Source organism: Burkholderia sp. Ed8, from assembly GCF_040761425.1.
In the GTDB taxonomy this organism is placed as follows: domain Bacteria; phylum Pseudomonadota; class Gammaproteobacteria; order Burkholderiales; family Burkholderiaceae; genus Burkholderia; species Burkholderia seminalis.
The window spans coordinates 313,000-335,924 of the sequence record NZ_CP142889.1 but is presented as its reverse complement, the minus strand read 5'-3'; the positions used below and the strand labels follow the sequence as shown (position 1 = coordinate 335,924).

At 68.0% G+C, this 22,925-nt stretch carries 19 protein-coding genes; 8 read left to right on the top strand and 11 right to left on the bottom strand.

The window, feature by feature from the left end; translation table 11 throughout:
• Window positions 1-3 precede the first annotated feature (3 nt).
• Genes ctaD through VXM69_RS35750 form a run of 3 tightly spaced genes read left to right on the top strand, consistent with a single transcriptional unit; the run spans window position 4 to window position 4,621 of the window.
• Window positions 4-2,640: a cytochrome c oxidase subunit I gene (gene ctaD / locus VXM69_RS35760; RefSeq protein WP_367190712.1), complete on the top strand. Its 2,637-nt coding sequence runs from the start codon at window positions 4-6 to the stop codon at window positions 2,638-2,640.
• Window positions 2,637-3,038: a cytochrome C oxidase subunit I gene (locus tag VXM69_RS35755; protein ID WP_124669507.1), complete on the top strand. Its 402-nt coding sequence runs from the start codon at window positions 2,637-2,639 to the stop codon at window positions 3,036-3,038. Before ctaD ends, VXM69_RS35755 begins: the two co-directional genes overlap by 4 nt.
• On the top strand, window positions 3,029-4,621 hold the full coding sequence (locus VXM69_RS35750; RefSeq protein WP_367190711.1) for a c-type cytochrome: 1,593 nt from the start codon (window positions 3,029-3,031) through the stop codon (window positions 4,619-4,621). The genes VXM69_RS35755 and VXM69_RS35750 overlap by 10 nt, the downstream gene beginning before the upstream one ends.
• Before the next feature lie 56 nt (window positions 4,622-4,677).
• On the opposite strand, the gene VXM69_RS35745 is transcribed toward VXM69_RS35750, so the two are convergent.
• The 10 genes from VXM69_RS35745 to VXM69_RS35700 form a co-directional block, all read right to left on the bottom strand.
• Window positions 4,678-5,076 (bottom strand): RidA family protein, encoded by a 399-nt coding sequence (locus VXM69_RS35745; protein ID WP_124669509.1) that lies wholly within the window; start codon window positions 5,074-5,076, stop codon window positions 4,678-4,680.
• 85 nt (window positions 5,077-5,161) lie between these two features.
• Window positions 5,162-5,938 (bottom strand): benzoate diol dehydrogenase BenD, encoded by a 777-nt coding sequence (benD, locus tag VXM69_RS35740; protein WP_367190710.1) that lies wholly within the window; start codon window positions 5,936-5,938, stop codon window positions 5,162-5,164.
• Entirely contained in the window at window positions 5,935-6,957 is a 1,023-nt protein-coding gene (benC, locus tag VXM69_RS35735; protein WP_367190709.1) for a benzoate 1,2-dioxygenase electron transfer component BenC, read from the bottom strand. The genes benD and benC overlap by 4 nt, the downstream gene beginning before the upstream one ends.
• A gap of 39 nt (window positions 6,958-6,996) precedes the next feature.
• Window positions 6,997-7,485 (bottom strand): benzoate 1,2-dioxygenase small subunit, encoded by a 489-nt coding sequence (benB, locus tag VXM69_RS35730; RefSeq protein ID WP_034190024.1) that lies wholly within the window; start codon window positions 7,483-7,485, stop codon window positions 6,997-6,999.
• Window positions 7,482-8,840: a Rieske 2Fe-2S domain-containing protein gene (locus VXM69_RS35725; protein WP_367190708.1), complete on the bottom strand. Its 1,359-nt coding sequence runs from the start codon at window positions 8,838-8,840 to the stop codon at window positions 7,482-7,484. The genes benB and VXM69_RS35725 overlap by 4 nt, the downstream gene beginning before the upstream one ends.
• 113 nt (window positions 8,841-8,953) lie before the next feature.
• Complete coding sequence (gene catA, locus VXM69_RS35720; RefSeq protein WP_226229582.1) at window positions 8,954-9,889, bottom strand: catechol 1,2-dioxygenase; 936 nt, start codon at window positions 9,887-9,889, stop codon at window positions 8,954-8,956.
• 53 nt (window positions 9,890-9,942) lie between these two features.
• On the bottom strand, window positions 9,943-11,079 hold the full coding sequence (locus VXM69_RS35715; RefSeq protein WP_069705749.1) for a muconate/chloromuconate family cycloisomerase: 1,137 nt from the start codon (window positions 11,077-11,079) through the stop codon (window positions 9,943-9,945).
• 352 nt (window positions 11,080-11,431) lie between these two features.
• Window positions 11,432-11,869, bottom strand: coding sequence for a hypothetical protein (locus VXM69_RS35710; protein WP_367190707.1), 438 nt, complete (start codon window positions 11,867-11,869; stop codon window positions 11,432-11,434).
• A 138-nt stretch (window positions 11,870-12,007) separates the two neighbouring features.
• Entirely contained in the window at window positions 12,008-14,167 is a 2,160-nt protein-coding gene (locus VXM69_RS35705; protein ID WP_367190706.1) for an alpha-galactosidase, read from the bottom strand.
• A 124-nt stretch (window positions 14,168-14,291) separates the two neighbouring features.
• Window positions 14,292-14,804 carry a hypothetical protein gene (locus VXM69_RS35700; RefSeq protein WP_367190705.1) on the bottom strand — a complete coding sequence of 171 codons (513 nt, stop codon included), beginning with the start codon at window positions 14,802-14,804 and terminating at the stop codon, window positions 14,292-14,294.
• 411 nt (window positions 14,805-15,215) lie between these two features.
• On the opposite strand from VXM69_RS35700, the gene VXM69_RS35695 reads away from it, so the two are divergent.
• The 3 genes from VXM69_RS35695 to VXM69_RS35685 all read left to right on the top strand — a co-directional run bounded on the left by VXM69_RS35695 (window position 15,216) and on the right by VXM69_RS35685 (window position 19,167).
• On the top strand, window positions 15,216-16,685 hold the full coding sequence (locus VXM69_RS35695) for a benzaldehyde dehydrogenase (protein WP_367190704.1): 1,470 nt from the start codon (window positions 15,216-15,218) through the stop codon (window positions 16,683-16,685).
• A gap of 14 nt (window positions 16,686-16,699) precedes the next feature.
• Window positions 16,700-17,827, top strand: coding sequence for an NAD(P)-dependent alcohol dehydrogenase (locus tag VXM69_RS35690; protein WP_034190018.1), 1,128 nt, complete (start codon window positions 16,700-16,702; stop codon window positions 17,825-17,827).
• Window positions 17,828-17,979: 152 nt separating this feature from the next.
• A complete protein-coding gene (locus tag VXM69_RS35685; RefSeq protein ID WP_367190703.1) occupies window positions 17,980-19,167 on the top strand; it encodes a helix-turn-helix domain-containing protein in 1,188 nt (395 codons plus the stop codon).
• A gap of 75 nt (window positions 19,168-19,242) precedes the next feature.
• Here the strand turns inward: VXM69_RS35685 and VXM69_RS35680 are convergent, their stop codons facing one another.
• Window positions 19,243-20,427, bottom strand: a complete 1,185-nt coding sequence (locus tag VXM69_RS35680) for a sugar transporter (RefSeq protein WP_367190702.1) — start codon at window positions 20,425-20,427, stop codon at window positions 19,243-19,245.
• 230 nt (window positions 20,428-20,657) lie between these two features.
• Between VXM69_RS35680 and VXM69_RS35675 the strand changes: the two genes are divergently transcribed.
• Together VXM69_RS35675 and VXM69_RS35670 are read left to right on the top strand one after the other, a co-directional pair.
• Window positions 20,658-21,332, top strand: coding sequence for an HAD family hydrolase (locus VXM69_RS35675; RefSeq protein WP_034190015.1), 675 nt, complete (start codon window positions 20,658-20,660; stop codon window positions 21,330-21,332).
• 623 nt (window positions 21,333-21,955) lie between these two features.
• Window positions 21,956-22,918 carry a cyclopropane-fatty-acyl-phospholipid synthase family protein gene (locus VXM69_RS35670; RefSeq protein WP_367190701.1) on the top strand — a complete coding sequence of 321 codons (963 nt, stop codon included), beginning with the start codon at window positions 21,956-21,958 and terminating at the stop codon, window positions 22,916-22,918.
• Window positions 22,919-22,925 lie beyond the last annotated feature (7 nt).

Below are 22,925 nucleotides of genomic sequence, written 5' to 3'. Positions count from 1 at the left end.
CCGATGGCCATTGCCCGCGACACGCCGCCCCCGCTCAGCCGCGTGCCCGACCTCGGCGACGCGCCGCCCGGCTCCGGGCACGAGCGTGCGCTGGCCGCGCTGTGGGAATCGGCGCCCGGCTGGCGCGGCTGGCTCGGGACGGTCGATCACAAGCGCATCGGCCTGCGCTACATCGTCACCGCGTTCGCGTTCCTGCTGCTCGGCGGCGTCGAGGCGCTCGTGATGCGCATCCAGCTCGCGCGGCCGAACGCGACGCTGCTCACGCCCGCGCAATACGACTCGCTGTTCACGATGCACGGCGTCACGATGATCTTCCTGTATGCGCTGCCCGTGCTGTCCGGCTTCGCGAACTACCTCTGGCCGTTGATGCTCGGCTCGCGCGACATGGCGTTCCCGCGGCTGAACGCCTTCTCGTACTGGGTATTCCTGTTCGCCGGGCTGTTCCTTTATGCGAGCTTCCCGCTCGGCGCGGTGCCGGACGGCGGCTGGTTCAACTACGTGCCGCTCACGTCGCTCGATTACAGTGCCGGTGCGAACATCGACATCTACGCGCTCGGCATGATCCTGCTCGGCATCTCGACGACCGGCGGCGCCGCGAACTTCGTCGTCACGCTGCTGCGGATGCGCGCGCACGGCATGTCGATCGACCGGCTGCCGATCATCGTGTGGGGCACGCTGACGGCATCGGTCGCGAACCTCGTCGCGGTGCCGTCGGTGAGCCTTGCGTTCCTGCTGCTGTGGCTCGACCGCAATGCCGGCACGCATTTCTTCGACGTCGCGAACGGCGGGCGGCCGCTCCTGTGGCAGCACCTGTTCTGGATGTTCGCGCATCCGTGGGTGTACGTCGTCGTGCTGCCCGCGATGGGAATCGTGTCGGATGCGCTGCCGACCTTCTGCCGGCGGCCGCTCGTCGCGTACGAGGCCGTCGCCGTATCGACAGTGGCGACGATGCTGATCGGCTTCGAAGTGTGGGTCCACCACATGTTCGCGACGGGCATCGCGCCGCTCGCGCTCGCGTTCTTCGGCGCGGCCAGCATGCTGATCTCGATCCCCAGCGCGGTCGCGGTGTTCGCGTGGATCGCGACGATCTGGACCGGCCGCCCGGTGTTCCGCACGCCGTTCCTGTATTTCGCGGGCTTCGTGCTGATGTTCGTGATCGGCGGCGTGTCGGGCGTGATGACGGCGGCCGTGCCGCTCGACTGGCAGCTCACCGACACGTACTTCGTCGTCGCGCACCTGCATTACGTGCTGCTCGGCATCAACGTGTTCCCGGTGCTCGGCGGCGTCGCGTACTGGTTCCCGAAATTCACCGGACGCATGATGAACGAGCGGTTCGGCCGCTGGACCTTCTGGGTCGTGCTGATCGGCTTCAATCTCGGCTTCTTCCCGATGCACGTCTCCGGGCTGCTCGGGATGCCGCGCCGCATCTATACCTATCCGTCCGGGATGGGCTGGGATACGTCGAACCTGCTGACGACGATCGGCTCGTTCGTGTTCGGGATCGGCATCGTGATGTTCGTCGTCAACGCGCTGGTGAGCGCGCGCCGCGGCGCGCGCGCCGGCGAGAATCCCTGGGGCGCGGCCGGCCTCGAATGGTCGGTCACGTCGCCGACGCCCGTGTACAACTTCGCGACGCTGCCGCTCGTCGCATCGCGGCACCCGCTGTGGGAGACGCGCGACGATGCGCGTCGCACCAGCGTGCGCGTCGGCTACCGGCTCGCGGACGGGCGCGAGGCGCTCGCGGTCACGCCGCTTTCCGCAACGCCGAACGCGATCCTGAAGATGCCCGACGACACCTGCATTCCATTCGGGCTCGCGCTGCTCGCGACCGCCGTGTTCGCGGCGATGCTCGTGCGCTCGCCCGCGCTCGTCGGTGCGGCCGTGGCCGGCTGCGCGATCGCGACCGCCGCGTGGCTGTGGCCGCGCCGCACGCTCGGGCAGCGCGCCGGCCTGGCGGCCCACCCCGACACGCAGGCGCCCGCCGCCGCTGGCCTTCATCCGGACGAACCGCCGTCGGCAACGCTCCCCCACGGTGCGCCGTCCCCCTGCGTCGAGCCGCTGCCGATCGGCAGTTGCGGCGCGCGCGCGGGCGGCTGGTGGGGCGTGCTGATGCTGATCGTGACCGAGGCCGGACTGTTCGGCTACCTGCTGTTCTGTTATTTCTATCTGCAGTCGCAGACCTCGGCCCCGTGGCCGCCCGAAGGGATGCCGAAGATCGGGCTCGCGGCCGTCAACACGGTCGTGCTGCTGTCGAGCAGCGGGTTCGTATGGCTCGCCGAGCGCGCGGTACGGGCCGGCCGGCAGCAACGCGCGGTCGCGATGCTCGCCGTCGCGCTGGTGCTCGGCACAGCGTTCGCGCTGGTCCAGCTGCACGAATGGCGCGACCATCCGTACGGCCCGACCGCGCATCTGTATGGCAGCCTGTATTTCACGATCACCGGATTCCACCTCGCGCACGTCGTCGCGGGTCTCGCCATCCTCGCGCTGCTCGCCGGCTGGACGGCCGCCGGCTTCTTCGACCGCGAGCGGCGCGTCGCGCTGACGGCCGGCGCACTCTACTGGCACTTCGTCGACCTCGTGTGGCTGTTCATCTTCACCGCGCTGTACGTCTCGCCGTTCTGGCTCAGGAGCACGGAATGAACGGCGCGCGACGCGCGTGGACGCCGCTGCTCGCAATCGCGGCCGGGCTCGTCGGTGCGCCGGCGCTGTGGTTCGCGCAGATGCTCGTGTCCGAAACGCTCGCGTCCACCGCGTGCTATCCGCTCGGCATCGCGCAGGCGGTGCCGCGCTGGGCGCACGTTGGCGTGTGGCTCGCGCTGATCGCCGCGTGTGCGTTCGCACTGGCCGCGGCCTGCGCGACGTGGCTCGCACGTGCATGGCGGCACCGCCACGACGCCGATGCGCCCGCCGCGACGCACGACGACAGCATGCGTTTTCTCGCGCGCTGCGGGATGCTCGCCGCGCTCGGCTTCGTGATCGGTCTCGTGTTCACGGGGATCGTCACCGCTTTCGTGGGGCCGTGCAGCCCATGGCACTGATCCCGTTCGTGTCGCTCCTGTCGCGCGCGGCGGCCCGGGTGCCGGGGCGCCGCGCGGGTATCGCGCTCGCCGTATGCGCCGTGCTCTGCGCGTGCGACCTCCAGCAGGACGACAATGCGGCCTCCGCCGGCGATACGGCCGACGCGGCGTCCGCCGCGGAAGCGCCCGAGCCCGCGTCGGGCTGGCGTTTCGTGCGGATTCGCGCATCGGCAGCCGATGCCGGGGCATCGATGTCCGCGCGCGTGCAACACGACCCGCGGCTGTCGCGGTCGCGCGACGCCGCGGCGCCGGATGCCGCGCCAGCCGCATCCGCCCGGCCGCCGCATCCGGCTTCCGGATCGGCCGGTCGCCGGCCGGACGTCGTCGCCGCCGCCGCAAGCGCCGATGCCGCAACGATCGCGCGCGGTCGCTACCTCGCGCTCGCCGGCGACTGCGCGGCGTGCCACGACGCGGCCGACCATACGCCGTACGCGGGCGGCCAGCCGGTGAATTCGCCATTCGGGCCGATCTATGCACCGAACATCACCCCGGACCCGACGCACGGGATCGGCCACTACACGCTGCGCCAGTTCGACGACGCGTTGCGGCGCGGCGTGCGCGCGGACGGCAGCCGGCTGTATCCGGCGATGCCGTACCCGTCGTTCGCGCGCCTGAGCGACGACGACGTGCGCGCGCTGTATGCGTATTTCATGCGTGGCGTCGCACCGTCCCCGAGCGCGGTGAAGCTCACGCAGTTGCCGTTTCCGTTCAATCAGCGCTGGGCGCTCGGGCTCTGGAGCCTCGTGTTCGCCAACGGCGACCGGTTCGCGCCGCAGCCGTCGCAATCGACCGAATGGAATCGCGGCGCGTATCTCGTGCAGGGGCTCGGCCATTGCGGCGCATGCCATACGCCGCGCGGGCCGGCCTACAACGAACGCGGCTACGACGAGCGCAGCCCCGCGTTCCTGACCGGCGGCGTCAACGACCACTGGTTCGCGCCGAACCTGACCGGCGCGGACGCGGACGGCCTCGGCCGCTGGTCCGCCGGCGATATCGCCGCGTTCCTGCGCAGCGGTCACGCGCAACGCGGCGCGGTGTTCGGTGCGATGGCGCCGGTGATCGGCGAAAGTACCGCGTTGCTGACCGACGCCGACCGTCGTGCAATCGCCGTGTACCTGAAATCGTTGCCCGCACAACCGACTGCCGCGACGAATCCGCTGGGTGTCGGCATGCCGCGGCTGACGGCCGCCGGCCCGCGCCCGGAGGGTGGCCAGCAGGCGCCGGGCGCCGGGATATATGCGGGTTTCTGTGCGCGTTGCCACGGTGCCGACGGCACGGGCGTGCGCGACCACGGGCCGCCGCTCGTCGGCAATTCGGCGGTGCTGGCGGCCGATCCGACCAGCGCGATCCGGATCGTGGTCGAAGGCGCGCGTCCCGCGCCGGGTACGAACGGCCCCGTGCAACGGATGCCGGCCATGCGCGGCACGCTGACCAGCAGCGAGATCGCGGCGGTGGTCAGCTACGTGCGCGGCGCATGGGGCAATCGGGCCGCGCCGGTGTCGGAGCGGGAGGTGAGAAGGTTACGGGAAGCGATTCGCCAATAGCGTCCGGCATGGCAACGACGGCCGGGACGCACGCCCGGCTGTCGTCCGCGCGTCGCTCAGTCCCGCAACACCGCCACCGCCTTGATCTCGACGATATAACCGGGCGAGCCGCCCAGCATGTGCGCGCCGACCGCCGTCCATGCCGGTTTCGGATGAGCGTGCAGATACCGGTCGCGCACCTGCATGAACAGCGGCAGGTCGCGCATGTCGGTATGGAACGTCGTCAGGTCGACCACGTCGCCGAACGATGCACCGGCCGCCTCGAGCACGAGCCGCAGGTTCTCGAACGCCTGCACGATCTGCGCCTCGCGGCCGTCGACCGGTTGCATCGCCGCGTCGCGGCCGATCTGGCCGGACACGTACAGCGTGTCGCCGACCTGCAGGCCCGGCGCATAGCCGATTTTCTCGTACACCGCTTCCATTCCCGCCGGAACGATGGCTTTGCGATCACGCATGGGTGTCTCCGTGGCCGGCGGCATCGCGCCGGCCGTCTGGTTGTCGATGAAAACGGTCGATGGACGAAGTCCAGCGGCACCCCGCTCAACCCGTATCGCCGCCGGCGACCGGCAGCACCGTGCCGGTGATGTAGCTCGCCTCGTCGGACGCGAGGAACAGGATCGGCGCGATCTGCTCGTCGAGGCTGCCATAGCGCTTGAAGTACGTCGACTCGGTCACCTGCCGCACGGCCTCGGCCATCCACGCCTGCTCCTGCGCGCTGTCGCCGGCCGCATTGCGCGGCACGCGACGCGGCGGTGCATGCGTGCCGCCCGGCGCGGTGGCCACGACACGGATGTTGTGCGCCGCGTACTCCATCGCGAGCGCCGACGTCAGCGCATTGACGCCGCCCTTCGCCGCCGAGTACGGCACGCGGCGAATCCCGCGGGTCGCGTTCGACGAGACGTTGACGATCGTGCCGCCGCCGCGCGCGATCAGGTGCGGCAACACGGCGTGACAGGTATAGAGCGTCGGCATCAGCGAGCGGCGGATTTCCGCGTCGATCTGCGCCGGCTCGAATTCGGCGAACGGGCGCATGCGAATCGCGCCGCCGACGCCGTTGATCAGGATGTCGATGCCGCCGAACGTCCGCACCGCGCACGCGATCGCCGCCCGCGCGCCTTCGTAGGTTTCGAGATCGGCGACGCAGCCCGCCGTCTCGCCGCCGCTCGCCTCGGCCGCCACCTCGGCGACGAAATCCGCGCGATCGACGAACAGCACCCTGCCGCCCTCGGCCGCCGCGCGCAGCGCGACGCCTCGGCCGATACCCTGCGCCGCGCCGGTGACGACGACGACCTTGCCGGAGAATCGTTGCATGATCATGCCGCCTTTGCCGTGACGTTGGGCGTGAACTTCTCGTAGTGGAAGCTGTTCGGCTTCACGCCTTCGTCGTCGAAATACTTGCGCACCGCGTCGACCATCGGCGGCGGCCCGCACAGATACACGTCGACATCGCCGTCGTTCAGTGCGTCGGCCGGAATGTGCTGCGTGACCCAGCCCTTGCGCGGATGGTCCGACGCGGCATCCGCGACGACCGTCGCGAAGCTGAAGTTCGGCAGCTGCGCCGCATAGGCCTCGATCGCGTCGACCAGCACGAGATCGAGATCGCGCGTCACGCCGTAGATCAGGTGCACCTTCTGCCGCGAGCCGCCGCGCGCCAGCACTTCGAGCATCGACAGGAACGGCGCGAGGCCGGTGCCGCCGGCGAGGAACAGCAGCGGCCGCGCGACGTCGCGCAGGTAGAAGCTGCCGAGCGGGCCGTGCAATTGCAGCGTGTCGCCCGGCCGCGCCGATTCGAGCCACGTGCTCATCACGCCGCCGGGAATCTTCTTGATCAGGAAGCTGACCTTCGCATCGGCCGGCGCCGACGAGAACGAATAGGAGCGGTGCTGGCCGCTCGCGGGCACGTCGATGTTCACGTACTGGCCCGGCAGGAACACCGGCGCGGCCGCGCCGACGTCGAGCTCGAGCACGACGGCCGCGTCGTTGTGCTGCTCGACCTTCGTGACCGTCGCGGCAAAGCCGCTCTGGCCGGTCTTGCACGCGACCGACGAGGTCGGCACCGCGATCACGCAATCGCTTTGCGGCACCATCTGGCACGTCAGCACGAGGCCGCCGTCCTTCTCGTCTTCGGTGAGCGCGTCGTCGATGTAATCGTCGCCGAGGTCGTAGCGGCCGCTTTCGGCGCGGCACTTGCAGGTGCCGCACACGCCGTCGGAGCAATCCATCGGCAGGTTGATCTTCGCGCGGAAGGCCGCATCGAGAACCTTCTCGCCGGCCTTGCAATCGATGAAGCGGGTTACCCCGTCCTCGAAGTTCAGTGCAATCGTGTAGCTGGACATGGTGTCGCCTCCACTTCCTTTCATCACAAAACGACGGCGTCAGACGTGATAGACGTCGAGCACCTGCCGGATGTAGTCGTTCTTCAGCACGATCTTCTTGTGCGAGATCAGCAGCGCATCGCCCGCCCGGCGCAACGTGACGAACATCGTGCCGAAGAAGTGGTCGGTCACGCGGTAACGATGGTTCAGCGTGTGAAAGTTGTAACGCACGTCCACTTCGTCATCGCGCTCGGCCAGCACCTCGACGTTCGTCACGTTGTGGCTGGTACGCGGCTCGGGCGTCGATGCGCCGCTGCGCTCGGTCTTGATCCGGAACACGCGGTCCTCGAGGCCGCCGCGGTCCGGGTAGTACATCAGCGAGATCTGGCTCTGCGGGTCGTCGGTCGGCCGGTCGTCGTCGTCCCACGCGGGCATCCAGTACGTGACGTCCTCCGAATAGCAGGTCAGCCACTCGTCCCACTGGCGATCGTCGAGCAGCCGTGCTTCGCGATACAGCGTCGTGCAAATGGTCCGGTAATCGAAGCTCATGCCGCCACCTCCCCGCGTTCCTTCTTCAGCGCATCGCGCATCACGTGCACCCAGTGTTCGTGCTGGCATACGAACAGCCCTTCGTCCTCGCTGCGCTCGCCCGAGATGCGCGGGTTCAGCCCCATCTTCGTCGCGTTCTCGTCCGGCCCGTCGACCCACAGCGGCGCGCCGCGCGACAGGTCGTTCCACATCGCCGTGACGCCCGCATAGCCGGCCTGGCACGCGCGGAACTCCTCGAGATCGTCGGCGGTGCCCATGCCCGTGACGTTGAAGAAATCCTCGTACTGGCGAATGCGGAGCGTGCGATCGGTGTCGCTCTCGCCCTTCGGCGCGAAGCAGAAGATCGTGACTTCGGTCCGGTCGACGCCGAGCGGCCGCACCACGCGGATCTGCGTGCTGAACTGGTCCATCAGGAACACGTTCGGGTACACGCACAGGTTGCGTGTCTGGTTCACGATGAAGTCGGCCTGCACGTCGCCGACGCGCGCGCGGATCTCGTCGCGATGCCGGTACACGGGCCGCACTTCCGGGTTCATCGTCTGCGTCCACAGCAGGATGTGGCCGTTGTCGAAGCCGTACACGCCCGCGACCGACTTGCTCCAGCTGTTCGCGTCGACGGCCTTGGTGCCGTCTTCCTTGCGGCGGCCCATCGTCGCCGCATAGTTCCAGTGCACGGTGCTGACGTGGTAGCCGTCGCAACCGTTCTCCATCTGCATCTTCCAGTTGCCTTCGTAGATGTAGGACGAGTTGCCGCGCAGCACTTCAAGCCCGTTCGGCGCCTGGTCGACGATCTGGTCGATGATCACGCGCGCTTCGCCGAGGTAGTCCTCGAGCGGCAGCACGTCGGCGCTGAGGCTGCCGAACAGGAAGCCGCGATAGCTTTCGAAGCGCGCGACCTGCTTCAGGTCGTGCGACCCGTTCGTGTTGAACTGCACCGGATATTGCGTCGTCTTCTCGTCCTTCACCTTCAGCAGCTTGCCGGTGTTCGAGAAGGTCCAGCCATGGAACGGGCACGTGAAGCTGCCCTTGTTGCCGTGCTTGCGGCGGCACAGCATCGCGCCCTTGTGCGCGCAGGCATTGATGACCGCGTGCAGCTCGCCGGTCTTGTCGCGCGTGATCACGATCGGCTGGCGGCCGATCCACGTCGTGTAGTAGTCGTTGTTGGCCGGAATCTGGCTTTCGTGCGCGAGGTACACCCAGTTGCCCTCGAAGATGTGCTTCATCTCGAGCTCGTACAGTTCCGCGTTCGTGAAGATGTCGCGGCGGCAGCGGAATACGCCGGCCTCCTTGTCGTCCTGCACGGCGGTGGCGAGCAGGTGATCCAGTTCGTTGGTGGGGTCGATCGTGGCGGACATGTTGTCTCCTTCCATGCGCGTGCCGCGTCCTGCAAGCACGCTCGCATCGGTTTCGGTTGAATCTCGCGGAAACCCGGCCGGCGGCGGCGCATGCGCGCCGCGCCGCCAGGCGGTTACGCCGTCGCGGCTGCGCGCGGGCGGTGGACGATCTGGTTGTCCTGGCCCTGCACCAGCGGCGTCAGCACGAAGTTGAACTCGATGTCCTGGTAGGCATCGGCCTTCATGCCGAGCGCCGTGCCGCCGGTCTTCCCGACCACGGGCGGGATCAGCTCCTCGCGCGTCGCGTACGCGAAGTCGTCCCAGATCAGCGGATCGCCGTCGATGTTGAACTGCGTCGTCAGCTTGCGGTGATCGGGGCTGTCGACGAAGAAGTGCACGTGCGCCGGGCGGTTGCCGTGGCGGCCGAGGCCGTTCAGCAGTTGCTGCGTCGCGCCTTGGGGCGGGCAGCCGTAGCCGACCGGCATCAGCGTGCGAAATTCGTACTTGCCGTCGGCACCCGTCTTCACCGCGCCGCGCAGGTTGAAGTCGGTCTGCGCGCCGGTCGGGTCGAAGTGCGAATAGAAGCCCTTCGAGTTCGCGTGCCAGCATTCGACCACCGCGCCCGCGACCGGCTTGCCGTCGAGGCCCGTGACCGTGCCGTGGATCACGAGCGGGCCCGCGCCGTCGTCCGCGTCGAGATCGATCTTCGACACGCCGTCGCGAACCGGCGCGCCTGCGACGTACAGCGGCCCTTCGATCGTGCGCGGCGTGCCGCCGTCGAGGCCGGCGGCCTGGTCCGCGGCGTCCATCCGGATGTCCAGGTACTTCTCGAGACCCAGACCGGCCGCGAGCAGCGCTGCCTCGCCATCCCGACCGAGCTTGTTCAGGTAGTTGACGCCGGCCCACACTTCGTCGGGCGTGATGTCGAGATCGTCGATCGCCTTGAACAGGTCGCCGAGCAGGCGCAGCACGACCTGCTGCGTGCGCGCGTGACCGCCGGCGCCGCCCGCGTTCGACGCGGCCTTCAGCAGATCCTGCACTTCCCGGGTTTCGAAAACTTTGACGCTCATGATGGTGTCTCCACGTGTATTTTGGGGGGAATGACGGCTTTGCCTGACTCGGGCTAGCGCGCGACTCGCACGAGTCCGTCGCGGGTGAAACGCCTGACCTTGTCTTCGTCGAGCTCGATGCCGAGACCGGGGCCGTCCGGCACGGCCAGTTCGAAGTCGCTGTAGTCGAGCGGCTGCGTCAGGATCTCTTCGGTGATCAGCAGCGGCCCGAACAGCTCGGTGCCCCACTGCAGGTTCGCGAAACTCGCGAACAGGTGCGCGGACGCCACCGTGCCGAATGCGCCTTCGAGCATCGTGCCGCCGTATAGCTCGATGCCGGCGGCATCGGCGATCGCGGCCACGCGCTGCGCGGCGAAGAGGCCGCCGCTCTGCTCGATCTTGATCGCGAACACGTCCGCGCCGTGATGCTTCGCGATGTCGAAGGCGCTGTCGGGGCCTTGCAGGATTTCATCGGCCATCAGCGCGACCGGGAAACGGCCCATCAGGCGCGCCAGCGCCGCGGCGGACGCGACCGGCTGCTCGACCAGTTCGCAGCCCGCATCGGCCAGCGCGGGAATCGCGCGCGCGGCCTGCGTTTCGCTCCATGCCATGTTCACGTCGACGCGCACCGACGCGCGATCGCCGACGGCCTTCTTGATCTCGGCCACGTGCCGGATATCCGTCTCCGGCGACTTCGCGCCGATCTTCAGCTTGAACACGTTGTGGCGGCGCAGGTCGAGCATCCGCTCGGCTTCGGCGATGTCGGTGGACGTGTCGCCCGACGCGAGCGTCCATGCGACCGGCAGGCGATCGCGCCGGCGGCCGCCGAGCAGCTCGCCGACGGGCACGCCGAGCCGCTTGCCGTGCGCGTCGAGCAGCGCGGTTTCGAGCGCGCTCTTCGCGAAGTGATTGACCTTCGCGAGCTTGCCGAGGAAGGCCATCAGCGTCTGGATGCGTGTTGCGTCGCGGCCGACGATCGCCGGGGCAAGGTACGCATCGATCGCGAGCTTCATCGCCTCGGGGCTTTCCGGGCCGTACGCCATGCCGGCGATCGTCGTGCCTTCGCCGAGGCCCGTCACGCCGTCGCTGCAGAACACCTTCACGAGCATCAGCGTCTGGCCGTGCATCGTGGCCATCGACAGCTTGTGCGGGCGGATCGTCGGCAGGTCGACGAGGCGGGTTTCGATACGTTCGATGGTGGCGGAGGACATGGGACGCGCGGCTCGGGGGCTGTTCATGGAACGGATTTATACGCGGCGGGGAAATGGGGCGTCCAATACTTTTGGTCGCAGAATTTCATACCTGACAGGTATCGAACCTCGGCAATATGCACGCATTATTGCGACGCACCATACCTATTTTGGCTAATTAGAGAGATACGGAGCCTTGCTGGAGCGGGGTGTGCGCGAATGCGCGCTACGGTGGGGGAAGCGGTGCGCCGCGGTCGCCCGCGCACCGGCCATAAGCGAGGAAATCGGCGGTCGATACGGGAAGATCAGGGTTTTCCTGAGGGAAAAAACTGCCGGACCGTGGCGGCACGACGGGCCGCCGTGCCATCGTCGGTCAGCGGCAGGCCGCCGCGATCGTCGCCTGCCATTGCGCGGCGACGCCGGCGTAATCGTCGACCTTGAAAGCCGAGCCGTCCTGGACATGGACCCAGCCGAGCGTGCGCTCGGACAGCGGCTTCTCGTGATCGTCCGTCGCGACCTTGACGATCGCATGCGCACGGACGTGCACGACACCGTTCGGATAGTCGGACGACGGGTTCGCCAGCGTCACCGTCACGAACGGCCCGAGATCCTGCAGCAACTGCGCGGCCGGCGGATGGTCGGCCAGCAGCAGCGCGCCACCCTTCACGCGGTCGTCCACGCGGATGGCCGTGCCGCCCGGCCGCCGGTGCGCGGCGGTCGGCAGCGACATCCACAGCACGTGCGCCGGGTTGAGATAGACCACGTCGGGGTCGCCCATCGCGTCGCGCGTTTCAATCCGGGGTATCGGCATCGAGCCTCTCCAGTCGAATATCGGGCACCGCATGCGGGTGCGTCGGCACCATGATGATGCCGCACGATGTCGGCTTGCCGCGCGTGTTCCGATGAATGGCGCGACGGCCCGCGAGCGGGGCGCCGCGCCATGCGCACGTCACTGCGTTGCCGGCGCACCGATACCGTCGATGTCGGGCGCCCACCCCGTCGGATTGGAGAACTTCAGCGTGTTGGCGCTTCCTTGCCTGAACGTGCCCGTCACCGTCACCGTCGACACGTTCCCCCATCCGCCCGTCGACGGGAACGACACGGACACGGGCGCCGCGCCGTCGAAACCGAGCTGCGCGCTGCGCGGCGTCGAATCGCCGTTCACGTAGGCGATCACGACGCTGTAGGTGCCGTCCGCCGGCACCGAGATGCCGTTGATCGTGAGCGTGCCGTTGCTGGTCCCGTCACCGTTGCCGATATAGCCGACGTCCTGTCCGCGCGAACACGCGCCGCATGACGACACGCGCGCCGCCCCGCCGAGCGTGTTGCCGGCTGCCTCGGCCTCGTAAGCCAGCGGCGGCGGGGGCGGAACCTTCACCGGGCCGGCCACCACGGCGACCGACGTGACGTCCGGTGCCGCCGTTGTACCGCCGAGGCCCGACAAGGTCAACGTGTTCGCCCCGGACTGCAGGTTGACAAAGACCGTCACCGTGCCGACGGTATTGCCGGTGGGCGGAAACGCGAGCGTCGTGCCGTTGCCGCCGTTCGCCGCGAGCTGTGCGCTGGCGGTTTCCGTCCCGGTGTTCAGGTAGGCGATCTGGACATAACCGCCCACCGTTTGCGAGGTCACGTTGTTGAACGTCACCGCGCCCAGCCCCGTCACCTTCTTGCCGCTCGCACACGCGGTGCAGTCCGCGACCGTCGCGCCGCCCGACAGCGGGCCCGGCAGGTAGGCGGTCGACGGCAGGTCCGTGCCGCTCAACACGAGCATCACGGTGCCGCCGGCCGGCACGCTCGCGGCCGTGTAGGCACCGGTCGCCGCGCCGAGATCCTTGTGCGCCCAGACATCGCGGACGGTCGCCGACGTACCGGCCGCGAAGCCCAGTTGCTGCCACGTCACCGTGATATCGCTCGCCGCCGTGCCGTTATTGAACAGCAGCACCGCGCGTTTGCCCGCGCCGGCCAGCAGCTTCGCCCACACCTGCTGCCCGTTGGCATCCGCGACCTTCAAGCCCTGCAGGCCCAGCATGTCCTGGTCGATCGCGATCAGCTCGGGATTGGTGAGCAGGCTCGCCGTATCGCTCGACAGCGACTTCGACAGGTCGTTGCCGAGTATCATCGGCGCGCCGGCGATGGCCCACAGATTCACGTGCGCCAGGTCGTTCGCCGCCGTCATGCCCATGCCGGCCACCATCATGTCCGGATCGTTGTAGTAACCGGTGTGCTGGCCTTCGGGGTGATAGTTGCCGTTGAAGTTGCCGAGCACCGAGCCGAACTTCGGCACCCCGCTCCCCGGCCCGTAGATGTCGCCCGTCGTGCGCCACGAAGTCGCGATTCCCGCGCCCCAGTCCCAGGGCCCCAGGTTGTAGTCGGGATAACCGCTCTTGCCGAGCGTGCCCCAGTCGCACATGTTCAGCACCAGCCGCTTCCCGGTGGCGACATAGGCTTTCTGAATCGCCTGCGAGATCGCCGTATAGGCTTGCTGCGGATCGTATCCGGCCGCGCTGCCGCCGCACCAGTCGACCTTGACGAAGTCGTAGCCCCACTGCGCGAACTGCAGGAAGTCGTGATCGTAGTGCGCGTAGTCGCTGCCGACGAAATGCGTGCCGTTCGTGTTTCCGCAGCCCTGCGGCCCGGAGTCGATATAGATGCCGGCCTTCAACCCCTTGCCGTGAATGTAGTCGGCCATCGCCTTCATCCCGCCCGGCCACTGGTTGGTGGGATTGCCGTTCATGTCGACGTTGAGGATGAAGTTGCCGTTCGCGTCGCGCTTTCTGGACGTCCACCAGCCTTCGTCGATGTTCACATACTGGTACTTGTTGCCCGTCGCGAGGTTCGCGTTCAGCGCGGCCAGGCCGTCGGCCTGCGCCTTGATCGTATCGAAGCTGACGTTTTCCTCGAGGCTGTTCCACGACGACCAGCCCATCGGCGGCGGATTCACCGCGATCTGCTGCAGTGCGGTCGGCGACGTACCGGTGGGGGTCGTGCCGCCGCCAGTCGTCGACGTCGTGCCGGTGGTCGAGGTCGTCCCCGTCGCCGACGTGTTCGTTCCCGGCGACGAACCGACATCGTCGCCGCCGCATGCCGACAGGCCAATCGCTGCCGCCACGAGGCATATCATCAACATTCCTAAATGATTGACGCCCTTCATCTTCGTCTCCCGATTGTTGTGAACGACGCACGCCAGTCAGCATCGTGCGCGTACGCAGATTAATGACGTTCGTTTCCCCGTTTCAATCTTTGCGGCACGCGGTCACATATTGGGAGATGACGGTGTTCCGGTCGCCCATCGCGTTGACGTGGATGCTTGCCGCGATCGACCGTGAAAACCCACTCTTTGGACACTTGATCGACCAGACGGAAACAATCCGCGTCGTTATTGCCGGTTTGAAGTAAAACCGGACAGGCGTGCCGCTACGCTCGCGACGTTGCGTGCGCGAGCTTCGCCACGCGTTCGTCGTACCCCCCACCGGATACGCCGTGGCATCGGGCCGCGGCCGATAGACGTGCGGCCTCCACGGTTCCGGTTCGAGGCTCGGCAACAAGCGCACCAGGCGCCGCTGCTGGACGTACGGCCGAACCAGGTACGCCGCGCACCGGCCGAATCCGGCTCCGGCGCACACGGCCTCGATCTCCGCCTCGGTGTCGTCCGTCAGACAGGCCGGCGACAACGGCACGAAGTGTGGTTCTCCGCGGAAGATCCATGGCCACGCGCACCCGTTCGCACGATCGATCAGGCACGTCACCGGCATCGCCTCGAGTTAATTGCGGAATGGGGCTGCCAGGCCAAAGCGCATTCTTGAAAATGACTGCAATCGGGGGCGCCAGATATCCTTTGCGGATCGATAACGGCCGATCCGAACACGCGTGACCGAAAGTCTTCGCGCAGGTTTTCACGCCGGGCCTTCAGATCAGGCACCGGTCCCGCCGCACCAACCACACCTGCCGTGTCATCAAACAGAATGCGGCAACAAAACCCACAGCGACTGTTCAGTTTCCGCACACGGTATCGCGAACACGCCCCAATCCATACGCCTCCCGCGCGTGGGAAGAAACCCGGATAGCTCCGTTTCGCCCTGCCCGCCTACCCTCGCGGGCATGCTGGAGCGGGCCGCGCGTTGCCCGATCCGGCGATCCGAATTTCCACAGGAGCGCACATGGATAGCAGCAACACCGCACTGTTCGACGCCGACATCTGGCGCGGCAAGATCTTCACCGGCCGCTGGGACGCGAGCCCGCAAGCGGCCGACGTGATCGAACCGGCGACCGGCAACACGCTCGGCCGCATCGGTCTCGCCGACGGCGCGGCCATCGCGGAAGCCGCCACCGCAGCCCATCGCGCGCAACCCGCATGGTTCGCCCTGCCCTACGACGAGCGCGCGGCGGTGCTGCGCCGCGCGGCGGCCGTCGCCGAAACGCATTTCGATGCGATCGTCGACTGGCTCGTACGCGAAAGCGGCTCGACGCGCGCGAAGGCGTCGTTCGAAACGTCCGTTACGATCAAGGCATTGCACGAGGCCGCCGGGCTGCCGTCGCGCGCAGCCGGTGAAGTGCTGCCGTCGGCGGCCGGCCGGCTGTCGCTCGCGCGCCGCCGCCCGCGCGGCGTGGTCGGCGTGATCTCGCCGTTCAACTTCCCGCTGTACCTCGCGCTGCGCGCGGTCGCACCGGCGCTCGCGCTCGGCAACGCGGTCGTGCTGAAACCCGATCCGCGCACCGCCGTGTGCGGCGGTGTCGCGATCGCGCGCGTGTTCGAGCTAGCCGGCCTGCCCGAGGGCGTGCTGCACGTGCTGCCCGGCGACGGTGCGGCCGGCGCCGCGCTGGTCGCCGATCCGCATGTCGCGATGATCCAGTTCACCGGCTCCACCGCGGCCGGGCGCAAGGTCGGCGAAGCGGCGGGCCGCCATCTGAAGAAGGTATCGTTGGAACTCGGCGGCAAGAACTCGCTGATCGTGCTCGACGACGCCGATCTCGACCGCGCGGTCGCCAACACCGCGTGGGGCGCGTATCTGCATCAAGGCCAGATATGCATGGCGACCGGCCGCGTGCTCGTGCAGCGCGCGATGCACGACCGCTTCGTCGCGAAGCTCGTCGAGAAGGCGCAAAACCTGCGCGTCGGCGACCCGGCTACCGGCGACGTCGGCCTCGGACCGTTGATCAATGCCGCGCAATGCGACCATGCGGCGAGCGTGGTCGATGCAGCCCGCCGCGCGGGCGCACGCGTCGAGACGGGCGGCGGCCATCGCGGCCTGTTCTTCGAGCCGACCGTGCTGAGCGGCGTCACGCCGGGCAATCCGGCGTTCGACGAGGAAATTTTCGGGCCGGTCGCGATCGTCGTGCCGTTCGATACCGACGAAGACGCGATCGCCCTCGCCAATCAAACCGAATACGGGCTGTCGATGGCGATCCTGTCCGCCGACGTCGGCCGCGCGCTGAGGATCGGCGAACGCCTGAACACGGGGCTGCTGCACATCAACGACCAGACGGTGAACGACGAAGTGATCAATCCGTTCGGCGGCGTCGGCGCATCGGGCAATGGTGCGAGCATCGGCGGCAGCGCGAACTGGGAAGAATTCACGCAGTGGCAGTGGCTGACGATCAAGGGCGAAGCGCCGTTGTACCCGATTTGACGAGGAGACCGACCATGTACACCGAAAACGATACGCGCGCCGTCACCGCGGCCGTCGCACGCGCCGCCGGCGCGCCCTTCACGATCGAATCCGCGCGGCTCCGCGCGCCGCGCGCCGACGAGGTGCTGGTACGCGTCGTCGCGACGGGCCTGTGCCACACCGACCTGATCGTGCGCGACCAGTACTACCCGGTACCGCTGCCGGCCGTGCTCGGTCACGAAGGCGCCGGCGTGGTCGAGGCGGTCGGCCCGGACGTGAAGACGCTCGCCGCCGGCGATCACGTCGTGCTCACCTACGGCGCGTGCGGCCACTGCGCGTCGTGCGTCGGCGGTCACGGCGCGTATTGCCGGCAGTTCTTCGCGCTGAATTTCGGCGGCGCCGACGCCGACGGGCAGACGGCCATCCGCGACGAAGCCGGACAACCGCTGCACGATCATTTCTTCGCGCAGTCGTCGTTCGCGAGCTACGCGCTCGCACGCGAGAACAACGCGATCAAGGTGCCGAAGCAAGCGCCGCTCGAACTGCTCGGCCCGCTCGGCTGCGGGATCCAGACCGGCGCGGGGGCGGTGATCAACTCGCTCGCGGTGCGCCCCGGCAGCAGCTTCGCGAGCTTCGGCGCGGGGGCGGTCGGCATGAGTGCCGTGATGGCCGCACGCATCGCGGGTGCGACGACGATCATCGCGGTCGACATCGTCCCGTCGCGGCTCGCACTCGCGCTGGAACTTGGCGCGACGCACGCGCTCGACAGCCGGGAAGTCGACGTCGTCGCCGCGATCCGCGAGATCACCGGCGGTGGCGTCGACTATGCGCTCGAATCGACCGGGCTGCCGGCGGTGCTGTCGCAAGGGATCGACGCGCTCGGCTCGCGCGGCACGATGGGCGTGGTCGGCGCGCCGAAGCTCGGCACGAAGGCCGAATTCGACGTGAACAGCCTGCTGCTCGGCGGCCACACGATCCGCGGCATCGTCGAAGGCGACAGCGTGCCGCAGACGTTCATTCCGCAACTCGTGCAACTGTATCTGCAGGGGCGGTTTCCGTTCGACCGGCTGGTGAAGTTCTATCCGCTCGAGCAGATCAACCAGGCGGCGGAAGACAGCAGCACGGGAATCACGCTCAAGCCGATCCTGCGCTTGCCGCATTGAGCGCACGCGGGCGCCGCGCGGGCCGCCGACGCCTCGCGGCGGCACGCAACGACGCCCTCGGGGAAGGAAAATGCCGCATTCCGGGCACCGGGCTATATTACGCATTCGCTCGACACGCCGGCGCGGCACGCGCGCCCGGACTTTCGACCCACATGGAGCGCAGCGTGAACATGGCCCCCGAATCCCCTGCACGGCCGGTCGACCTCGACCGGCTCCGCGCCCGCTTCGCCGCGGGCGAGCCGCTGCCGGACACGGCGTTGCCGGCCGGCGTCGCGCGCTCGTGGCTGCGCTCGCGCGACGCCGGGCTGCGGCCGTGGCAAACCGCCCGCTATGAAATGCAGCGCGAGCACGACGAATCGCGCGCGGACCGGCGGCTCTATCGCTGCGTCGCGCAGGAGATCGAGCCGCTGTGGGCCGCATTCGGCGGCAGCGAATGGACGATCATGTGCGTCAATCCGCACGGCACGGTCGTCCACGCGCGACGCAGCCCGCAATGCGACGACGCGCTGCTGACGCCGATCGTCGCCGGGCGCCGGATCGTCGAACCGAACATCGGCACGACCGCGCCGAGCTGCGTGATTCACGACGGCGTCGAGACCATCGTCGCGGGCGCGCAGCATTATCTCGACGCGTTCTCGCGGGTGTTCTGTCTCGCGGTACCGCTGGTCGGCTTCGACGGTGAAGTCATCGGCGCGCTCGATATCACCGGCACCGGCCGGCGCAATGTCGCGCAACTGCTCGAGCCGTTCCGGCATGCGGCGCTGTCCGCCGAGCAGCGGCTCTATGCGATGCTGCGCGACTGCCATCTGCTGCAGGTGCAATACGATCCGCGCTGGCTCGGCACGCCGCTCGCCGGCGTCATTGCGCTCGACGGGGCGGCCCGCGTGCGTGCGGTGAGCCGGCCGGCGCGCCGGATGCTCGACCTCGCGCCCGACGGGCCGGCCGCACCGGTCGAGCTCCGGCAACTGTTTCCCGGTGCGACGCCCGCGCAGCAGCGTCGCTTGCTGACACCGTCGCGCACGCCGCAGCGGATCGCACGCGACGATGGCAGCCACATCTGGGTGCGCACCGTGCGCGCACCGCTCGATCGGGCGACCGCCGCGCGCCACGCCGACGTGCTCGCCGACGCGGAGGACCTGTGTCACGCGGCGCCGGCCGTCAGCCCACCCGCCAGCGTCAGCCTGCGCGAACAGTCGCTCGACGCGATCCGCCGGGCGCTCGACGAGCATGACGGCAACGTGTCGGCGGCCGCGCGGCAACTCGGTATTTCACGCACGACGCTGTACGCGAAACTGCGGCAGCGCGATGCGGCGGGGCTCCCATACGACGCGCCGCATTGACGACGCGGGACGAAGCGGGCCGCATGACAATGGCGCTTGGGGCCCGTTCATACCGATAACGGGCTTGCGCGGCCCCTAAGCCACTGCCTGCCGCGCATGAAGCCGCAACGCGAGCCACGCGATCCCGACCGCGAACGCGCCGACCACGCCGCCAAACGTGCCGATCCACGGCAGCCCGTAGTCCCCGGCGATATGGTTGCCGAGCAGTGCACCCGCGCCGATGCCCACGTTGTACAGCCCGGAGTAGATCGACACCGCGAGGTCGGTCGCGTCCGGCGCCAGCTTCAGCACCCACGCCTGCATCGCGAGGCCGAAGCAGACGATCGCGCCGCCCCACACCAGCGTATGCACGGACAGCGTGACGATGTTCAGCGCGCACGGGAACAGGACCAGCAGGCAACCCGACAACGCGACGATCGACGTCAGCAGAAACCGGTCGGGATCGCGCGGGTACGCGCGATTGAAGCAGAGCGCGGCCGGCAGGCCGGCGATGCCGAACAGGATCAGCACGTACGTGATCCGGCTGCTGCTCGCGTGGTTCACGCTCTGGACGAACGGCTCGATGTACGTGTACGACGTGAAGTGCGCGGACACGACCAGGACGGTAATCGCGTAGAGCGCCACCAGGGCCGGCTTGCGCAGGAACACGCCGATGCTGCTCAGCGAGCCGGCGCCCTGGCTCGGCAGGACCGGCAACGTGGCGCGCAACACCAGCGCCGCGCCGGCCGCGGCGCCCGCGATGATCAGGAACGTGACGCGCCAGCCGAACGCCTCGCCGATCACGCGGCCGAGCGGAATGCCGGCGACCATCGCGATCGCCGAGCCCATCGCGATCAGGCTCAGCGCGCGGCTTTTGCGGTCGCTCGGCGCGAGCCGCACCGCCAGCGGGACGGAAATCGACCAGAACACCGCATGCGCGCACGCGATGCCGAGCCGGCCGATCATCAGTACCGCGAAATTCCATGCGACGCCGGTCACGATGTGGCTGCCGATGAACACCAGCAACGCGCCGACCAGCAGCTTGCGCCGTTCGACGTGACGCGTGACGAAGGTCAGCGGCAGCGACACGACGGCCACCGCCCATGCGTAGATCGTCAGCATCAGGCCGACGGCGGTCGGCTGCATCTGCAGGCTGTCGCCGATCGCGCTGAGCAGCGCGACCGGCACGAATTCGGTGGTGTTGAAAATGAAGGCGGTGAGTGACAGGGCCAGTACGCCCCACCACGAGTGCCTGGAACTGATGGCGTCCGGTGTTGCCATGCGTGGAATCGACGAGACGAGGGTTGGGGGTGTGTACGGCACGGGCGCGGCGCGGAAAGCGGCACAGAAGGCCCGGCCCGGCGCATCGGGCGATTGTACCAGCGGCGCATGACACGTCGCCGTACCGGCGGCCGGACATGGCGACGACACGGCCATGCGCCGATAATGTCTCCATCGACCACGATTCCCGCGGACGCTTCGCCCGCCTGCCACCGGACCAGGAGATTCACATGCGCATTGAAACGTCGTTTCTGTTCGATCTCGACGGCACGCTCGTCGACAGCGTCTATCAGCACGTGCTCGCGTGGAAGGAAGCGCTCGACGCGGAGGGCATCGAGCTGTCGGTATGGCGCATCCACCGCAAGATCGGGATGAGCGGCGGCCTGTTCCTGAACCAGCTGCTGCGCGAGACGGCGGGCGACATCGACGCCGAGCGTGTCGAACGGCTCGCGCGGCTGCATGCGGCCGCCTACCAGCGGCTGCGCGCGCAGGTGCGTCCGCTGCCGGGCGCGCGCGAACTGCTGGCCGCGCTGTCCGGCGCGGGCATCCGCTGGGCGATCGCCACCAGCGGACGGATGGAAACGGCCGCCATCAATCTCGAGGCGCTCGGCGTCGATCCGGCGAAGCAGGTGGTCGTCACGCGCGACCAGGTCAAGTATGCGAAGCCGGACCCCGACTTGTTCCTGACTGCCGCCGCGCAGCTGAACGTGCCGATCGAGCACACCGTCGTGGTCGGCGACAGCATCTGGGACATGCTGGCCGCCGCCCGCTGCCGCGCGCTCGGCGTCGGGCTGCTGTCGGGCGGCTACGGCAGCGACGAACTGGAGCGCGCCGGCGCGCTGCGCGTGTACGACGACCCGGCCGACCTGCTGTGGCATCTCGACGAGATTGCCGCGCGGCCGTAGGCGCCCGTTCACCGCGCCCGGCTCGTTCGGCGCGAGCGCGCGTTCCCGTCGAGCCTGACGTCATGCGGCCGGCCTCGTCCTGCCAGGCAGCCGCGTGCGCGATCGTTCGCGGCGCGGCCGCCCGGCTTCGATTCATCGAATCGAAATAATCCCAATCGCCGTTGACCATTGCGATTTCAATATTTTAATTAGCGCCTGCTTTCCCGGTGTTTTTAAAACAGGCTGGAAGATTCTTGAAAAAACGAATTGCCTCTCATATAACGAATACACTTCACTTCCGTTTCACAATCGCAGTATCGGAATCGTGAAAACGCAAGCGACATACCGCGCCGAACCGGCTGGCCGGCGCGATCCCGCAATGCCAGAAGGCCCGCACATGGTATGGGGCCGGGGTTGCGATGCTTCGTCTCGGCACCCTTTCCGCCATTTATCCGGGGACCTGTAAATGCGCACGGATCTTTCACCTTCATAACGCTTCGACAGAAGCTTACATCGATTTATTCGATCTCACGTATCGGCGGGCGCATTTTCGTGCCGACGTCTCGTGAAGACCTGCACTGCCGCTCAATCGGCAGGCATTGTTTCGTCCGGTTTTTTCGGAAATAGACGACGCGAGGATTTCGATGAATCAGCTCAGCGAACGGGCGAGCGCCGAACTGCGCGCGCCCCACCTGGAGCGCGCGCTGCCTATCCGCGTGCTGCATGGCGAGACGGTGAACGATTACGAACGGAAAGTGCAGACGACCTATGCCGGCAGTCCGGACGACTGGCGCAAGGCGATCGGCGAGTACCTGCTGTTCCAGTTCGGTGTTTACGACGATCCCCGCTCCACGCCGCCGATCTCGCTCGACGAATCGGGCATGCGCTACTTCGAACGCCAGCTTCACCTCGCGGGCTTCGACGCCCCGGCTCCCGCGCGCGTCGAGCGCATTCTCGACATCGGCTGCGGCTGGGGCTACATCCTCAAGTATCTGGCCGGCCGCTTCCCTGACTGCCTGTGTCTCGACGGGGTCAACGTCAGTCGCGAGCAGCTCGACTACTGCGCACGTTTTCATGCCCAGCACGGGCTCGCGGGCCGCATCAACCTCTATCAGTGCAACGCCCAGGACGTCGATCGACTACCCGATCCCGCAACGCCGTACGATCTCGTGATCATTCGCGGCGTGATCTCGCATTTCCCGAACGCACTGTACGAAAAGGCGATGCGCGCGCTGCATGCTCGCGTGCGCCCCGGCGGATCGGTGATCATCTCGGATAATCTGTACAACGTCGACCTGAGCGAATACCAGTCCGACACGCCGGACGAGATCGACCGGATCGCGTGCAAACACCGCAAGACGCCCGATTATTTCAGGCAGGTGCTGGTCGACGCCGGGTTCGCCATCCGCGACATGCGCGTGCTGCCGTCGAACATCGACGTCGCGCGCTGGCTGATGGACGCCAAGGCCAACATCGATCGCCATTTTCCGCACCACGCCCCGGACACGCTGGAAGAACTGCGCGTGCTCGCCGAAAACTGGTCCGTCGCGCTGATCAAGAACAAGGTGTCGACCTACAGCGTCGTCGCGGTCAAGCCGGACGCATGACCGGGAG

Coding starts and splice junctions, on each gene's coding strand:
- VXM69_RS35695 (WP_367190704.1), top strand. CDS start 15,216: ATGGATAGCAGCAACACCGCACTGTTCGACGCCGACATCTGGCGCGGC.
- VXM69_RS35685 (WP_367190703.1), top strand. CDS start 17,980: ATGGAGCGCAGCGTGAACATGGCCCCCGAATCCCCTGCACGGCCGGTC.
- VXM69_RS35675 (WP_034190015.1), top strand. CDS start 20,658: ATGCGCATTGAAACGTCGTTTCTGTTCGATCTCGACGGCACGCTCGTC.
- benB (WP_034190024.1), bottom strand. CDS start 7,485: ATGAGCTTCGATTACCGGACCATTTGCACGACGCTGTATCGCGAAGCA.
- VXM69_RS35715 (WP_069705749.1), bottom strand. CDS start 11,079: ATGTCCTCCGCCACCATCGAACGTATCGAAACCCGCCTCGTCGACCTG.
- VXM69_RS35670 (WP_367190701.1), top strand. CDS start 21,956: ATGAATCAGCTCAGCGAACGGGCGAGCGCCGAACTGCGCGCGCCCCAC.
- benD (WP_367190710.1), bottom strand. CDS start 5,938: ATGATCATGCAACGATTCTCCGGCAAGGTCGTCGTCGTCACCGGCGCG.
- VXM69_RS35690 (WP_034190018.1), top strand. CDS start 16,700: ATGTACACCGAAAACGATACGCGCGCCGTCACCGCGGCCGTCGCACGC.
- VXM69_RS35755 (WP_124669507.1), top strand. CDS start 2,637: ATGAACGGCGCGCGACGCGCGTGGACGCCGCTGCTCGCAATCGCGGCC.
- ctaD (WP_367190712.1), top strand. CDS start 4: ATGGCCATTGCCCGCGACACGCCGCCCCCGCTCAGCCGCGTGCCCGAC.
- VXM69_RS35750 (WP_367190711.1), top strand. CDS start 3,029: ATGGCACTGATCCCGTTCGTGTCGCTCCTGTCGCGCGCGGCGGCCCGG.
- VXM69_RS35680 (WP_367190702.1), bottom strand. CDS start 20,427: ATGGCAACACCGGACGCCATCAGTTCCAGGCACTCGTGGTGGGGCGTA.
- VXM69_RS35745 (WP_124669509.1), bottom strand. CDS start 5,076: ATGCGTGATCGCAAAGCCATCGTTCCGGCGGGAATGGAAGCGGTGTAC.
- VXM69_RS35710 (WP_367190707.1), bottom strand. CDS start 11,869: ATGCCGATACCCCGGATTGAAACGCGCGACGCGATGGGCGACCCCGAC.
- benC (WP_367190709.1), bottom strand. CDS start 6,957: ATGTCCAGCTACACGATTGCACTGAACTTCGAGGACGGGGTAACCCGC.
- catA (WP_226229582.1), bottom strand. CDS start 9,889: ATGAGCGTCAAAGTTTTCGAAACCCGGGAAGTGCAGGATCTGCTGAAG.
- VXM69_RS35725 (WP_367190708.1), bottom strand. CDS start 8,840: ATGTCCGCCACGATCGACCCCACCAACGAACTGGATCACCTGCTCGCC.